15 protein-coding genes are annotated in these 13902 nt (G+C 71.4%); 9 read left to right on the top strand and 6 right to left on the bottom strand.

What is annotated here, in order from left to right:
- Nucleotides 1–70: 70 nt before the first annotated feature.
- Nucleotides 71–802, top strand: coding sequence for a polyprenol monophosphomannose synthase (locus ABIB16_RS03065; protein ID WP_036315073.1), 732 nt, complete (start codon nucleotides 71–73; stop codon nucleotides 800–802).
- A 76-nt stretch (nucleotides 803–878) separates the two neighbouring features.
- Here ABIB16_RS03065 and ABIB16_RS03060 read toward each other — a convergent pair whose 3' ends face one another.
- The 3 genes from ABIB16_RS03060 to ABIB16_RS03050 all read right to left on the bottom strand — a co-directional run bounded on the left by ABIB16_RS03060 (nucleotide 879) and on the right by ABIB16_RS03050 (nucleotide 3033).
- The gene (locus ABIB16_RS03060; protein ID WP_080772566.1) at nucleotides 879–1226 is read right to left on the bottom strand and encodes an RNA polymerase-binding protein RbpA; all 348 of its coding nucleotides are present in this window, start codon (nucleotides 1224–1226) and stop codon (nucleotides 879–881) included.
- Nucleotides 1227–1313: 87 nt separating this feature from the next.
- A complete protein-coding gene (locus ABIB16_RS03055) occupies nucleotides 1314–2504 on the bottom strand; it encodes an SPFH domain-containing protein (protein ID WP_036315078.1) in 1191 nt (396 codons plus the stop codon).
- Between the two features lie 52 nt (nucleotides 2505–2556).
- Complete coding sequence (locus tag ABIB16_RS03050) at nucleotides 2557–3033, bottom strand: NfeD family protein (protein WP_020624804.1); 477 nt, start codon at nucleotides 3031–3033, stop codon at nucleotides 2557–2559.
- A 149-nt stretch (nucleotides 3034–3182) separates the two neighbouring features.
- Between ABIB16_RS03050 and ABIB16_RS03045 the strand changes: the two genes are divergently transcribed.
- Nucleotides 3183–5288 (top strand): NADPH-dependent 2,4-dienoyl-CoA reductase, encoded by a 2106-nt coding sequence (locus tag ABIB16_RS03045; RefSeq protein ID WP_041103776.1) that lies wholly within the window; start codon nucleotides 3183–3185, stop codon nucleotides 5286–5288.
- Nucleotides 5289–5347: 59 nt separating this feature from the next.
- A complete protein-coding gene (locus tag ABIB16_RS03040; protein WP_041103774.1) occupies nucleotides 5348–5896 on the top strand; it encodes a maltokinase N-terminal cap-like domain-containing protein in 549 nt (182 codons plus the stop codon).
- Between the two features lie 16 nt (nucleotides 5897–5912).
- Here ABIB16_RS03040 and ABIB16_RS03035 read toward each other — a convergent pair whose 3' ends face one another.
- Both ABIB16_RS03035 and ABIB16_RS03030 read right to left on the bottom strand, forming a co-directional pair.
- The gene (locus tag ABIB16_RS03035) at nucleotides 5913–6158 is read right to left on the bottom strand and encodes a superinfection immunity protein (RefSeq protein WP_002854519.1); all 246 of its coding nucleotides are present in this window, start codon (nucleotides 6156–6158) and stop codon (nucleotides 5913–5915) included.
- Nucleotides 6159–6351: 193 nt separating this feature from the next.
- Nucleotides 6352–7002, bottom strand: coding sequence for a hypothetical protein (locus tag ABIB16_RS03030; protein ID WP_129044205.1), 651 nt, complete (start codon nucleotides 7000–7002; stop codon nucleotides 6352–6354).
- A 109-nt stretch (nucleotides 7003–7111) separates the two neighbouring features.
- Here ABIB16_RS03030 and ABIB16_RS03025 point away from each other — a divergent pair, with 109 nt between their 5' ends.
- Both ABIB16_RS03025 and ABIB16_RS03020 read left to right on the top strand, forming a co-directional pair.
- Nucleotides 7112–7528 carry a DUF3054 domain-containing protein gene (locus ABIB16_RS03025; protein WP_041103767.1) on the top strand — a complete coding sequence of 139 codons (417 nt, stop codon included), beginning with the start codon at nucleotides 7112–7114 and terminating at the stop codon, nucleotides 7526–7528.
- Nucleotides 7529–7596: 68 nt separating this feature from the next.
- Nucleotides 7597–7878 (top strand): Lrp/AsnC family transcriptional regulator, encoded by a 282-nt coding sequence (locus tag ABIB16_RS03020; protein WP_002854527.1) that lies wholly within the window; start codon nucleotides 7597–7599, stop codon nucleotides 7876–7878.
- A 54-nt stretch (nucleotides 7879–7932) separates the two neighbouring features.
- Here the strand turns inward: ABIB16_RS03020 and trpD are convergent, their stop codons facing one another.
- The gene (gene trpD / locus ABIB16_RS03015) at nucleotides 7933–8991 is read right to left on the bottom strand and encodes an anthranilate phosphoribosyltransferase (protein ID WP_101962912.1); all 1059 of its coding nucleotides are present in this window, start codon (nucleotides 8989–8991) and stop codon (nucleotides 7933–7935) included.
- Nucleotides 8992–9181: 190 nt separating this feature from the next.
- Between trpD and ctaE the strand changes: the two genes are divergently transcribed.
- The 4 genes from ctaE to qcrB all read left to right on the top strand — a co-directional run bounded on the left by ctaE (nucleotide 9182) and on the right by qcrB (nucleotide 13558).
- A complete protein-coding gene (ctaE, locus tag ABIB16_RS03010; RefSeq protein ID WP_428842618.1) occupies nucleotides 9182–9820 on the top strand; it encodes an aa3-type cytochrome oxidase subunit III in 639 nt (212 codons plus the stop codon).
- Nucleotides 9821–9905: 85 nt separating this feature from the next.
- Nucleotides 9906–10712, top strand: coding sequence for a cytochrome bc1 complex diheme cytochrome c subunit (gene qcrC, locus ABIB16_RS03005; RefSeq protein ID WP_095695739.1), 807 nt, complete (start codon nucleotides 9906–9908; stop codon nucleotides 10710–10712).
- Nucleotides 10713–10781: 69 nt separating this feature from the next.
- Nucleotides 10782–11858 (top strand): cytochrome bc1 complex Rieske iron-sulfur subunit, encoded by a 1077-nt coding sequence (gene qcrA, locus ABIB16_RS03000; protein WP_069941590.1) that lies wholly within the window; start codon nucleotides 10782–10784, stop codon nucleotides 11856–11858.
- Between the two features lie 5 nt (nucleotides 11859–11863).
- Nucleotides 11864–13558 (top strand): cytochrome bc1 complex cytochrome b subunit, encoded by a 1695-nt coding sequence (gene qcrB / locus ABIB16_RS02995; RefSeq protein WP_069941591.1) that lies wholly within the window; start codon nucleotides 11864–11866, stop codon nucleotides 13556–13558.
- Nucleotides 13559–13902 lie beyond the last annotated feature (344 nt).

Below are 13902 nucleotides of genomic sequence, written 5' to 3'. Positions count from 1 at the left end.
GAACGGATGCGATGGCCCGTCCGACCGGCGGGCCGCCCCCACGACCCCGGCCGGAAGGCGAGAACCGCACATGCGCGTGCTGACCATCATCCCCACGTACAACGAGATCGAGTCGCTGCCGCTGACCCTCGGCCGACTCCGTGACGCCGTCCCGGAGTCCGACGTTCTCGTGGTGGACGACGCCTCCCCGGACGGCACCGGCGACTGGGCCGACGCCCGCGCCGCCGAGGACCCCTCCGTGCACGTGCTGCACCGCACCACCAAGGACGGCCTGGGCGGCGCCTACATCGCCGGGTTCCGCTGGGGCCTGGAGCGCGGCTACGACGTCCTGGTCGAGATGGACGCGGACGGCTCGCACCAGCCCGAGCAGCTGCCGCGCCTGCTGGAGGCCGTCCGCACCGCGGACCTGGTGATCGGCTCGCGCCGCGTGCCGGGCGGCAAGATGGTGAACTGGCCGACCTCCCGCAAGATGATCTCGTGGGCCGGCTCCCTGTACCCGCGGATCATGCTCGGCCTCAACCTGACGGACATCACGGCGGGCTACCGCGCCTACCGGGCCGACACGCTCCGTGCGATCGACCTGGACGCGATCGAGTCCAAGGGCTACGGGTTCCAGGTGGACATGACCTTCCGCACGGCCCGGCTCGGCAAGCGGATCGTCGAGGTCCCGATCACGTTCGTGGAGCGTGAGCTCGGCGAGTCCAAGATGAGCGGCGGCATCATCGGCGAGGCCGTGGTCAACGTGACCCGCTGGGGCCTGGCTGCGCGCTGGGAGGGCCTGCGCGCCCGCCTCGGCCTCTGAGGCGCACAGCCCCCGAACGACGACGGGGCCGGATCCATGGCGGATCCGGCCCCGTCGTGCATGGGGGAGCGGCGGGTCAGGCGTCGACGTCCTCGCCGCGGCTGGCGCGCAGCTTGTTGAGCTGGATCTTGTAGGTCTCCTCCAGCTCGTCGAGGCTGCGGCGCTCGCGCAGCATGTCCCAGTGGGTGCGCACGGGCTTGCCCTCGGTCTCAGCCGGCTTCTCGCCGCTGACGAGGAACGCCTCCTTGCCGGTCTTCGAGGTCCAGGTGGCCGGCACGTCTGCCTCCACGGAGAAGGTCACGAACACCTGCTCGCCGTCCTCCGTGCGGTACTCCACCCGCTGCCGGGCGGCGGGCTCGACGCCGGCCTCGGACTCCAGGGACTGCGCGCCCAGGCGCATGCCCCGCAGGCTGCGATCGCTCACGTTTCCTCCTCGTCAGGCCGCGCCGAGGCCCGCGCGGGGGCGCGGGCCGATCGAGGCGCGGCGGGTCGTCCTCACTGATGGAACCATTCAGTGTCCCACAGCATTCCCGTCGGCCTCGCCGGCCGGGCGGGTGCCGGGGGTGCGGCCGGCCGACGGGTCGGGCTCAATCTCCTGCGGCGTGGCCAGGGCCTCGTCGAGCGAGGTCTGCGGCATGTCCTCCGCCGTCACCGCGCCGGCGGTCATCGCGTCCATGACGCCGCTGGCGCGCAGGGCGTCCGCGGTGGTGGGGCGGGACCCACGCGGCCGACGCGCGCGCTCCGGGGTGACGCCGACGTGCTCGGCGCCCGGCTCGCCCGCGCGGTCCCCGGAGTCCCGACGCCGGGGTGCGCGCTCCGGGGTGGGGCGGTCGCCGTCGCCGGGGGCGAACGCCTCACCGAGGCCCTGCAGGGCGCGGGTGAGCTCGGCGGGGACCACGAACATGGTGGTGGCCTGGCCATCGGCGATCTTGGGCAGGGACTGCAGGTACTGGTAGGCCAGGACCTCGGAGTCGGCGCCGCCGGAGTGGATGGCGTCGAAGACCACCTCGATCGCCTCGGCCTCGGCGTTGGCGCGCAGCACGCGTGCCTGAGCCTCGCCCTCGGCGGAGAGGATCTGGGACTGGCGCTCGCCCTCGGCCGTGAGGATGGCGGCCTGCTTCGTGCCCTCGGCGGTGAGGATGGCGGCGCGGCGGTCGCGCTCGGCGCGCATCTGCTTCTCCATCGAGTCCTGGATGGACATGGGCGGGTCGATGGCCTTGAGCTCCACCCGCGAGACCCGCAGGCCCCAGCGCGTGGTGGCGTCGTCCAGCACGCCGCGCAGCTGGGAGTTGATGGAGTCGCGAGAGGTCAGCGCCTCCTCGAGGTTCATGCCGCCCACGACGTTGCGCAGGGTGGTGGTGGTGAGCTGCTCCACCGCGTGGATGTAGTTGGCGATCTCATAGGTCGCGGCCTTGGCGTCCGTGACCTGGAAGTAGACGACCGTGTCGATGGAGACGACGAGGTTGTCCTCGGTGATCACCGGCTGGGGCGGGAAGGAGACGACCTGCTCGCGCATGTCCACCATCGGGAGCATGCGGTCCACGAACGGGATGATCAGGGTCAGCCCGGCGCCGGCCGTGCGGTTGTACTTGCCGAGGCGTTCGATGTTGGCCGTCCGCGCCTGCGGGATGATCTTGACCGAGGAGGCCACGATCACCGCCGCGAGGACGGCGAGGACGACGAGGACGATGAGGGTTTCCATCGGGGTCCCTTCTTCTGGGGTCGGTGCGGTCGGAACGAGGACGTGGGGCGGCTCAGGCGCCGTCCGCCTCCCAGTCGATGCGGGGGAGCGGGCGGACCACCAGGGTGGCCCCGTCGATGCGCAGGACGGTCACCTCGTCGCCGGGGGCGACCTCGGGCGCCCCGGGCTCGACGCGGGCGGACCAGGTGTCGCCGTCGACGGCGAGCGTGCCGGCGTCGCCGGTGATCGCGCCCTGGGCCGCGACGCGACGCCCCGGGAGCGTGTCCAGGTAGGAGGCGCCGGCGCCGGTGTCCTTGCGCAGGTGGCGCAGGGCGACGGGGCGCACGGCGGCGAGCATCAGCAGGGCGACGGCGGCGAACGCCGCGAGCTGGAGCGCCAGCGGGCCGCCCACGAGCGCGACCACCCCCGCCGCGCCGGCCCCGGCGGCGATCATCAGGAAGACGAGGTCGAGGGTCAGCAGCTCGACGCCGGCCAGGCCGGCGGCCAGCACCAGCCACAGCCAGCCCGCGTTCGCCTCGATCCACTCCATGCGTGCGCTCCCCTCCGTGTCGGGTGCGCGGACGGGTCTGCCGCGCGTCGACGTGTGATCCCCATCCTGCCCTACGCAGTGGCTTTGGACACAGCGTGTCCCCAGGCGGTCCTGGAAGTCGGGAGCTACCGCCCGGTAATGTGAGCTGCATGACATCTTCACCCGTCGCGGTCTCGCCCCTGCTCCAGCCGATCACCCTGGGCCCCCTCACGCTGCCCAACCGGGTGGTCATGGCCTCGATGCACATGGGACTGGAGGATCGGCACGACGACCTGCCGCAGCTGGCGGCGTTCTACGCGGAGCGGGCACGCGGCGGCGTCGGACTCATCGTCACCGGCGGCCTGGGCGTCGTCCCCGAGGGCACGGTGACGCTGGGCGGGGGGATGCTCGCCAGCGAGGAGGACGCGCGCGCCCATCGCGTCGTCACGGACGCCGTCCACGCCGCCGGGGGCAGGATCCTCGCCCAGCTGCTGCACGCGGGACGCTACGCCCCCAGCCCCGACCTGGTCTCGGCCTCCGCGGTGCGAGCGCCGATCTCGCGGCACACGCCCCGGGAGATGACGGCCGCGGACATCGAGCGGACCGTGAACGCGTTCGCACGCGCGGCCACGTTGGCCCTGGAGGCCGGATACGACGGCGTGGAGATCATGGCCTCGGAGGGCTACCTCCTCAACCAGTTCCTCGCCCCGGCGACGAACCGACGCGCGGACGAGTACGGGGGCGACGCCGAGCGCCGACGCCGGTTCCCGGCGGCGGTGGTCGCGGCCGTGCGCGAGGCGCTGGGGGAGCGCGGCGTGCTCTCGGTGCGCACCTCGGCGGCGGACCTGGTCCCCGACGGGCAGACGCGCGCGGAGATCGCGGACACCGCCCGGGCCTTCGAGGCCGCCGGAGCGGACGTCCTGATGACCGGCATCGGGTGGCACGAGTCCCGCGTGCCGACCATCGTGACCTCCGTGCCGCGCGCCGCGTTCCTCGCCGCCTCGGCTGACCTGACCGCCGCCGTCGACATCCCCGTGATCGCCTCCAACCGGCTCACCACCCCCGCCGAGGCGGAGGAGGCGCTGACGTCCGGGGCCGCCGCGCTCGTCGGGCTGGCCCGGCCCCTGCTGGCGGACCCCGAGTGGATGGCCGCGATCAGCGACCCGCGCGCTCGGACCCTGACCCCGTGCATCGCCTGCAACCAGGCCTGCCTCGACCACGTGTTCACCGGGGCCAAGGTCTCGTGCCTGATGAACCCCCGCGCCGGGCGGGAGACGGAGCCGGAGTACGCCGCGCCCGTCCCGGTGGCCCTGGGCCGCCGGCGCCGGATCGCCGTGGTCGGTGCCGGGCCGGCGGGCCTCACGGCCGCGGAGCGTGCGGCCCGGTTCGGGCACGAGGTCACCCTGTTCGACCGGCACGCCGAGCCCGGCGGGCAGTTCCGGCTCGCCCGGCGCATCCCCGGCAAGGAGGAGTTCGGTCCCGCGCTGGAGCACCTGGCGGCCCGCGCGGCGGCATCCGGGGTGACGCTCGTGACCGGGGAGGAGGTGTCCGCACAGACACTCCTCACGGACGATGGGCGGCCGGGCTACGACGAGGTGCTCCTCACCACCGGCGTGCGGCCGCGGCCCGTCGCTCTGCCCGGGGCGGGGGAGCCGGGCGCGCCCGCCGTCCACGCGTACGACGACGTGGTCCTGGGCCACGTCGACGTCGGTCCGCGCGTCGCGGTGATCGGCGCCGGCGGCGTGGGCGTGGATGTCGCCGAGGCCCTGGCGGCCGGCACGGAACGGCCGGACGGGACACCCGAGACGCAGGAGCACTGGCGGGCCCGCTGGGGCGTGGCACTGACCTCTCAGACGCCGGGCCAGCTGGCGAAGCCGGCCGCGGCCCACCCCGGACGCGAGGTCCACCTGCTCCAGCGCAGCCCCGGACCGATCGGCGTCCGACTGCGCCCCACCACCGGCTGGGTGCACCGCGCCGAGCTGCGGCGGCACGGGGTCCACCTGCACTCCGGTGTGACCTACGAGGGCCTCGGCCCCGACGGCCTGCGCGTGACCGCGCCGTCCCCGGAGGACCCCGAGACACGCGTGCCGCTGACCCTGGATGTGACGGACGTCGTCGTGTGCGCCGGGCAGGAGTCCGAGACGGATCTCGTCGAGGACCTGGTGGCTGCGGGCTACGCGCCGGAGGCGGTGCGCCTGATCGGTGGCGCGGCCGAAGCCCGCGAGCTCGACGCCTACCGGGCCATGGACCACGCCGTGCGGGCCGTGCAGGGCTGAGCCGCGCCGCCGGCCGGCGGGCCCTCCCGGGCGGACGACGTCAGGGCTACGGTCGGGGCATGGCTCTCATCTACACCGCACGCCTGGACCCGGACAAGCCCGAATGGATCCGCCGCCGCCTCGTGGCGCACGGACTGCCCGCGGACGTGACCGCCGAGAAGGTCGGCTCGTACCGGTTCGACGATCCCGCCGGCGAGATCGGCGTCGAGTCGATGCTCGTGCGCGTGGGGGACCAGCTGTATCAGACCGCGTTCGCCTACCGAGGCGACGCACCCCTCGAGGGGGACGTCGTGGCCGAGGCGGAGCACTCCGTCCTGGGACACCGCTGGGTCGTGGACGCCGCCACCGACCCGGACGCGCGCCGCATCCTCGCGGCGGGCGTGCGCGGCGAGATCCCGCAGGCCCGACTCGAGATGCACGACGAGTCCGGGACCTACCTCGAGACGCGCGCCCCGGACCTCACCCTCCGCGTGATCGGCGCCGATGCGACGGGGGAGCTCGAGGTGCCGGTCGAGCTGTCGGAGACGGATGAGGCGGACGTCGACGGCCCGCGATGCCTCATCGCCGAGGGAGACGGTGTGCGGGCCGTCGTCGCGCGTCTTACCTGAGGGGCGGTCCGCGCGGTCAGAGGCCGCGCGGACCCCAGGACCGCAGCCGGCGATGGCTGGTGAGCGACATGTACAGCGCGATGCACCAGCCGAGGACGGTCCACCCGGTGAGCAGGTTCACCCAGAATACCGCCCACACGTTGGAACGGCCACGGACGGCGGCGACGGCCCATGGAGCCAGGTAGCCCGCCGTGGCGATGGCCAGGACGACGGCGATCGTCGCGTGCAGGGGGCGGTCGCGCTGGTCGGTCATGATCGTCATGGGTCCAGGCTACGCGCGAGACCCGCCGCGGAGGGCGCCCTGTCCACCGTTCCGCAGTGCGCCGATAATGTACATTATGTCAACTAGCCCGTTCTTCGCCTCCCCTTCGGACGGTCGCCTGCACGGCACGCGCCACATCGGGACCTGGCCCAGGAGGTCGCGCCGGGCGGCACCGACACCGCGTACCGGCGATTCATTCCCCCGGGTCTGTGGACAGCCGGTCCAGCAACGGCAGGACGGCCGCCACCGCCGTCCGGCTCTCGTGCCAGAGCCCGTGTCGCAACCGGGAATGGACGGCCTGCTGACTGATCCCGAGCTCGGCCGCCGCCTCTCGCTGACTGGCGCCGGCTTCGACCAGCCGTCCCGCCGCGTGCTGATCAGCGGACCGGCGCCGTTCCACCGTGGCGACCAGCTGCAGGGTGGCCTCCGCACAGCGCAGATCGGCCTCTCGGCCGGCATCCGAGGCGCGGTCCGCGCGACCTCCGCCCGGCAGCACGAGTCGGCCCGGTGCCCGCCGGGCCCGCCGCCGCTCGGCTGTTGTCAGGTACGACAATAATGAGTCCTTGTCGAGGGCATCCTCGGGATCCAACAGCACCGCCCAGGACCCGGTCCGCACAGCCCACAACGCCAGGCCCACCGCAGCCGCCATGCTTTCGACGACGACGGCCAGCTCGCCGTCGTGCGACGCCGCATCGGCGACCGGGCCGAATTCGTCGAGAAGCCACGCCGCCGCGATCACAGCCGCGTCCGGGTGAGGATCATCGAGCAGCACCGCTGCCAGACGTCGGGCGTCGTCGGCCGTGGCAGCGGTCGGTCGGATGGGCACCAGATGCACGAACACCATACAGAGAGCCTACCTCTGACAACATTGGCATCTTGTCATAGGCCCCGTCCACCGAGTCACCTGTGGCTGGACGCGCCGCCTCGACCTTGCGGTGGGCCAGACTGGATGCATGACGTCCTCCCCCACCGCCCGTCGTGCCGTGCCCGCCGAGCACCGTGACCCGCGCGGCGCCCAGCCGGCACTTGCCGTCGACCTCCTCCTCACCCTCCTCTTCGTGGCTCTGGGCCAGGGGCAGCACGCGACAGAGCGCGGGCCGCTGGGGCTGCTGGTCACGGCGGCGCCGTTCCTCGCGGGTCTCCTGGTCATGACCGGGCTGACCGCCGGACACCGGACCTGGGCCCGCGTGTGGCCCCACGGCGTGATCGTGTGGCTGGGGACCGTCGCCGTCGGGATGGTCCTACGCGTGGCCTTCGGCCTCGGTGGCGCACCCGTGTCCTTCGTGCTCGTGGCGCTCGGGGTGCTGGGCGTCCTGCTCCTGGGCCGCCGGGCCGTGACCGCCTGGCTGGTGCGCCGCACCCGGAGGTGAGGGCCCGGCGCGCAGCTAGGATCGTCGGGGACACCGGACCCACAGCATCGAGGAAATGAGGACCGCCCGTGGTCACCGCCATCGTCTTGATCAAGACCGACAAATCCAGCATCCCGGAGACCGCCGAGACCCTCGCCGCCCTCGAGGGGGTCGGGTCGGTCTACTCCGTGACCGGCGCGTGGGACCTGGTGGCGATGGTCAAGGTGCGCCGCTACGAGGACCTCGCCGACGTGATCGCCGACCACCTCTCCAAGGTCGACGGGATCCAGGACACCGAGACCATGCTGGCCTTCCGGACCTACTCGTCCGAGGACCTCGGCGAGGGATGGGCGCTCGGCTTCGACTCCTGAGCGTCTTCTCGACGACGGGCCCCACCTCGCCGGTGAGGGTTCGTCGTCGCACCATCAGGACCGGGAGAAGGCGACCCAGCGGTCCAGGACGTCACGCGCGGCGCCGGAGTCGATCGACTCGGCGGCCCGCGTCATGTTGGCCGCCAGTCGCTCCATCAGCGGCGCGTCCGCGTCGCGGTCCCAGGCCGTCAGGCCCGCGGCCGCGTTGAGGAGGACGGCGTCGCGGATCGGACCCTTCTCCCCCGCCAGCAGAGCGCGGACGAGGGTCGCGTTGTAGGCGCCGTCCCGCCCGGCCAGGGCCTGAACGGGGGCCAGGTCGATGCCCAGCTCGCGGGGGTCGAGCTCGTGGGTGCTCACACCGTCCCGGACCTCCATGACGGTCGACGGCCCCGACGTCGTGATCTTGTCCCGGCCGTCCGCCCCGCGGAAGACGAAGCCGCGCACCCCTCGGTCCGCGAGCACCTGGGCGAGCAGCGGGACCATGGCCTCACTCGAGCAGCCCAGGGCCTGGGCGGTGACCTGGGCCGGATTGCTCAGGGGGCCGAGGAAGTTGAACACGGTGGGCACGCCGAGCTGCTTGCGCACCGGGGCCACATACTTCATGGACGGGTGGTAGTTCTGGGCGAAGAGGAACGTGATGCCCACGGCCTCGGCGCACTCCTCGGCCTTCCGGGCCGGCATGGACAGGTCCACGCCGAGGGCCTCGATCACGTCGGCCGCGCCGGCGGTGGACGAGGCGCCGCGGTTCCCGTGCTTGACGATCCGCGCGCCCGCACCTGCGGCCACGAGCGAGGACATCGTGGAGAGGTTCACGGTCCCCAGGCGGTCGCCGCCCGTGCCCACGACGTCGAGGGTCTCCCCCGGCACGTGCACCGGGTTCGCCGCCTGGACCATCGCCTCGGTCAGGCCGCGCAGCTCCGGCACCGTCACCCCCTTGGCGGCCAGGGCGAGGAGGAATCCGCCCACCTGCCCCTCGGTGGCGTCGCCGGCCATCATCTCCCCCATGGCCCACGCGGCGACGTCGTCGCTGAGGTCCTCACCGACGGTGAGGGCGCGGAAGACCTCCGGCCAGGAGGTCCCAAGGACTGCTGCGGTGTTCTCGGGGGTGCTCACGCACTGAGCCTAGCGGCCCGGCCGCACCCGGCACCGCGTCGTGTCATGCGCCGCGCACCGCGAACCTGAACATCCCCTGGACGCCAGCCCCCGACTGTCACTGAAACCCCCCGACGGTGCTGACGACCTGTCCTGCGACACGGTAGGTTCGATTTACCGCCCGGGCGGTGTTTGGGGCCATAATGGCTGGGTGACCACAGCTAACCCCACTCTCCATCAGCCCACCACGGGGCTCCCGAGCCGGCCGAACATGGTGCAGGTCGGGACCATGGTGTGGCTTGCCAGCGAGCTCATGTTCTTCGGTGGGCTCTTCGCCATGTACTTCACCCTGCGCTCCACGTCTCCGGAGCTCTGGGCCGAGCACACCGCGATCCTCAACGTCCCGCTCGCCGCGGTGAACACGACGATCCTGGTGCTCTCCTCCGTCACCGCCCAGTTCGGCGTCCTCGCCGCCGAGCGCCTTCAGCCCCGCCGCACCGGCGGCTTCCTGCAGTTCGGGAAGTGGGGCATGGTCGAGTGGTTCATCCTGACCTTCATCATGGGCTCGATCTTCGTGGCGGTGCAGTCCTACGAGTACGCGGTTCTCGTCTCCGAGGGTGTGACCGTCGCGGCGAACGCGTACGGCTCGGCGTTCTACATCACCACCGGCTTCCACGCCATCCACGTGACCGGCGGCCTGATCGCGTTCCTCTTCATCATCGGCCGCGCCTACATGGCCCGCCGCTTCGGCCACCACGAGGCGACGTCGGCGATCGTCGTGTCCTACTACTGGCACTTCGTGGACGTCGTCTGGATCGCCCTGTTCTTCATCGTCTACTTCCTGAAGTAAGACGACCCCCACTCCCCGCACCGACTTCAGGCCCGGGCCGGCAGCATGAGCGGCCCGCCCGGGAAGAGAACGATAGGAAACCCCCGTGAAGGCACTTTCGCAGAACCGACGCCATCCCCTGATGGGGCTGGCGCTCCTCCTGCTGGGACTCCTGGTGACCGGCGGACTGTACTCCGTCGCGAGCACCGTGAACCAGGCGCAGGCGGCCACGCAGGTCACCGCGGCCGCCTCGGCTGATGACATCTCCGAGGGCGAGAAGCTCTTCAACGCGAACTGCGCCTCGTGCCACGGCACGGGTGCCGCGGGGGGTCCCTCCGGTCCGTCCCTGATCGGTGTCGGCGCCGCCTCCGTCGACTTCCAGGTGGGCACCGGCCGCATGCCGATGCAGATGAACGGCCCGCAGGCCCAGGTCAAGCCGAACCAGTTCAACGACGAGCAGACGGCGCAGCTCGCCGCCTACGTCGCCTCCCTCGGCGCCGGCCCGGCCATCCCAGAGGACGAGTACCTGGATGTGAACCACGAGGACGTGGACATCACCCGTGGCGGCGACCTGTTCCGCATCAACTGCGCCATGTGCCACAACGCGGCTGCGGCCGGCGGTGCGCTCACCCGCGGCAAGTACGCCCCGTCTCTGCAGGGCGTGGACGAGAAGCACATCTACGAGGCCATGGAGACCGGCCCGCAGAACATGCCGGTGTTCTCCGACTCGAACATCAAGCCCGAGGACAAGCGCGACATCATCGCCTACCTCAAGACCATCGAGAACCAGGGCTCCCCCGGCGGCCTCACCCTCGGCTCGCTCGGCCCCGTCTCCGAGGGCCTGTTCATCTGGACCGCGGGCCTGGCGCTGATCATCGGCTTCATGGTCTGGCTCACCAGCCGATCCTCCTGATCCCATCGGCGCAGGCGCGCCGACCACCCGTCATCGACATTCATCACTCGAGTAAAGGAAACAGGACATATGGGCGAGAAAGGCTTTGAAGGGACCGAGCACCGCTCGGGTTCCCTCGAGCACGCCGGCGAGGACGCGCCCCGGTACGCGATCGACAACCCGGGCCTGCCTCCGCACCGTCCGCGCCTGGCCGATGAGGATCCGAAGGCCGCGAAGCGCGCCGAGCGTCAGGTCTCGGTCATGTTCCTCATCTCCATCGTGGGCACGGTGCTCTTCTTCATCGGCTACTTCGGTGTGGGGCAGATCGGCAACGGTGAGGCGTTCAGCAAGATCTACCTGCAGAACCTGCTGCTCGGCCTGGGCACCGCCCTCGCCATGTTCGGCATCGGCATCGGCGTGGTGCACTGGGCCAAGACCCTGATGCCGGACCACGAGACCGTGGAGGACCGTCACGAGATCCGCTCGGAGGACGACCGCGTGGCCGCCACCGGGATGATCTCCGAGATCCTGGACGAGTCGCAGATCAAGCGCCGCCCCCTGCTGCGCAACACCCTGATCGGCGCCGCCCTGCTGGCCCCCCTGCCGTTCATCGCCGTGTTCCGCGATCTGGACGACTCGGACAATTTCTCGGACCAGGAGGCTCACAACTTCGGCCCTGAGCGTCTGCGCCACACCATGTGGGCCGAGGGCGTGCGCCTCGTGCGCGACCCCACCGGCTCCCCCATCAAGGCCTCGGACGTCACGCTCGGCTCCGCCGTGCACGTCATCCCCGACGGCCTGAACGACCTGGGCCCTGACAAGCTCAACCAGAAGGCCAAGGCCGTCGTCCTGCTCATGCGCCTCGACCCGGCCAAGGTGAAGATCACCCCGGGTCGCGAGGACTGGAACGTGGACGGGATCTTCGCCTACTCCAAGGTCTGCACGCACGTGGGCTGCCCGATCGCCCTGTACGAGCAGCACACCCACCACCTGCTCTGCCCCTGCCACCAGTCGACCTTCGACCTGACGCAGGAGTGCAAGGTCATCTTCGGCCCGGCCAGCCACGCGCTGCCGCAGCTGCCGATCACCGTGGACGACGAGGGCTACCTCGTGGCCCAGAGCGATTTCCATGAGCCCGTCGGGCCTGTCTACTGGGAGCGTGGCTGACACCTATGAGCACCACCGTGAATGAGTTCCAGCCGGCGACCACGACCGGCCGCATCGCCAACTTCGTCGACACCCGCATGGGCATGTCGCCGATCGTGAAGTTCTTCGGCCGCAAGATCTTCCCGGACCACTGGACGTTCATGTTCGGCGAGGTCGCCCTGTACAGCTTCGTCATCCTGCTGCTGTCCGGCGCGTTCCTCACCCTCTTCTTCGACCCCTCCATGTCGGAGGTCGTCTACGACGGGGCCTACGCCCCGCTGCGCGGCATCGAGATGTCCGCGGCCTACGCCTCGACCCTGGACATCTCGTTCGACGTGCGCGGCGGCCTGTTCATGCGCCAGCTGCACCACTGGGCGGCGCTGATGTTCGTGGCGGCCATGTCCGTCCACATGCTGCGCGTGTTCTTCACCGGCGCGTTCCGTCGCCCGCGTGAGCTGAACTGGCTGGTCGGCTGCTTCCTGCTGATGGCCGGCTGGGCCGCCGGCTTCACCGGCTACTCCCTGCCCGACGAGGTGCTCTCCGGCAACGGCCTGCGCATCATCGACGGCATCCTGAAGTCGCTGCCGCTGGTGGGCACGTACCTCTCCGCCTTCTTCTTCGGCGGCGAGTTCCCCGGCCACTCGGTCATCGGCCGCCTGTACGCCCTGCACATCATGATCGTGCCGGCCGCCATCCTGCTGCTGATCGGCATCCACCTGTTCATGGTCGTCGTGCACAAGCACACCCAGTACCCGGGCCCGGGCCGCACCGAGGACAACGTGGTCGGCTACCCGGTGGGCCCCGTGTACGCGGCCAAGGCCGGCGGCTTCTTCTTCATCGTGTTCGGTGTGCTCGCGCTCATCGCCTCCACGGTGACGATCAACGCCAACTGGAACTACGGCCCGTACGATCCGTCCCCGGTGCAGGCCGGCACCCAGCCCGACTGGTACATCGGCGTGTTCGACGGCGCCCTGCGCCTCATGCCGGGCATGATCGGCGACTACTCCTTCCTCTGGAACATCCCGATGCCGTGGGGCTCCTCGGTGTCCCTGCCCATGGGCGTGCTCGTGCCGCTGATCCCGGTCGGCGTCCTGCTCGTCGGCATGTGCACCTGGCCCTGGATCGAGCGGTGGATCACCAAGGACAACACTGAGCACCACCTGCTCGACCGTCCGCGCAACGCCCCGGCCCGCACGGGCATCGGCGTGGCCGCCGTCGTCTGGTACTGCGTCATGTGGGCGGCCGCGTCCTCGGACCTCATCGCCACCCACTTCCGCCTCTCCCTGAACGACGTGCTGTACGTGCTGCGCGCGCTGTTCTTCCTCGGCCCGGTGATCGCCTTCATCGTCACCCGCCGCATCTGCCTCTCCCTGCAGCGCAAGGACCGTGAGCTCGTGCTCCACGGCCACGAGGCCGGTGTCATCGAGATGTCCCCCGAGGGCGGCTTCCACGAGCGGCACCGTCAGCTCACCGACTACGAGCTGTACCGCCTGGTGTCCTTCGAGGATCGTCGCCCGGTGCCGGCCATCCCCGGCCGCAACGGCAAGGTGGGCATGCTGGAGAAGGCCCGTGCCGGCCTGAACCGCATGTTCTACCAGGATCGCGTCGCCCCGGTCTCCCGCGAGGAGCTGGTGGAGGCCCGCACCCACGGCCAGCACGGCCACGAGGAGCACCCCGTCGAGCTCGAGCACGGCTCGCACGCCCCTCACCTGGATCGCTGATCCCGAGCGGCTGATTCCCTGACGAAGGGCCCCACGCACCATGGTGCGTGGGGCCCTTCGACGTTCCCAGGGTGACCTCGAGGACGCGCTGCCCTGAGCAGCCCCGACGCCGCGGCGCGCATCGGCCCGCATGGACGGCGAAGGGTTCAGGCCCGCCGGTCCCGGGCCACCCCCGTGGGCCTGCCCAGCGTTTCCCGCCAGCCTGGGACGTGCCCGGCCCCTGCTGACGGCCACGTGCCCGGTTCCGGACTCCCAGGTGCCGCGGGCCCGTGCCCGACGGTGTGTCCTGGCGGCGGGGGCTGTCCCGGCAGGGTGGCCATCCGCCACCCCTGGGCCCCGAGATG

It is taken from the genome of Micrococcus sp. UYEF5, assembly GCF_040546065.1.
Classification (GTDB): Bacteria; Actinomycetota; Actinomycetes; order Actinomycetales; family Micrococcaceae; genus Micrococcus; species Micrococcus luteus.
The sequence above is the reverse complement of the archived record's forward strand: the minus strand, read 5'-3'. Positions and strand labels throughout refer to the sequence as shown.

What these genes read in the sequence shown, in the direction of transcription:
- ABIB16_RS03065 (WP_036315073.1), top strand. Translation starts at nt 71, where the DNA reads ATGCGCGTGCTGACCATCATCCCCACGTACAACGAGATCGAGTCGCTG.
- ABIB16_RS03055 (WP_036315078.1), bottom strand. Translation starts at nt 2,504, where the DNA reads ATGGAAACCCTCATCGTCCTCGTCGTCCTCGCCGTCCTCGCGGCGGTG.
- ABIB16_RS03050 (WP_020624804.1), bottom strand. Translation starts at nt 3,033, where the DNA reads ATGGAGTGGATCGAGGCGAACGCGGGCTGGCTGTGGCTGGTGCTGGCC.
- ABIB16_RS03045 (WP_041103776.1), top strand. Translation starts at nt 3,183, where the DNA reads ATGACATCTTCACCCGTCGCGGTCTCGCCCCTGCTCCAGCCGATCACC.
- ABIB16_RS03040 (WP_041103774.1), top strand. Translation starts at nt 5,348, where the DNA reads ATGGCTCTCATCTACACCGCACGCCTGGACCCGGACAAGCCCGAATGG.
- ABIB16_RS03035 (WP_002854519.1), bottom strand. Translation starts at nt 6,158, where the DNA reads ATGACGATCATGACCGACCAGCGCGACCGCCCCCTGCACGCGACGATC.
- ABIB16_RS03030 (WP_129044205.1), bottom strand. Translation starts at nt 7,002, where the DNA reads ATGGTGTTCGTGCATCTGGTGCCCATCCGACCGACCGCTGCCACGGCC.
- ABIB16_RS03025 (WP_041103767.1), top strand. Translation starts at nt 7,112, where the DNA reads ATGACGTCCTCCCCCACCGCCCGTCGTGCCGTGCCCGCCGAGCACCGT.
- qcrA (WP_069941590.1), top strand. Translation starts at nt 10,782, where the DNA reads ATGGGCGAGAAAGGCTTTGAAGGGACCGAGCACCGCTCGGGTTCCCTC.
- qcrB (WP_069941591.1), top strand. Translation starts at nt 11,864, where the DNA reads ATGAGCACCACCGTGAATGAGTTCCAGCCGGCGACCACGACCGGCCGC.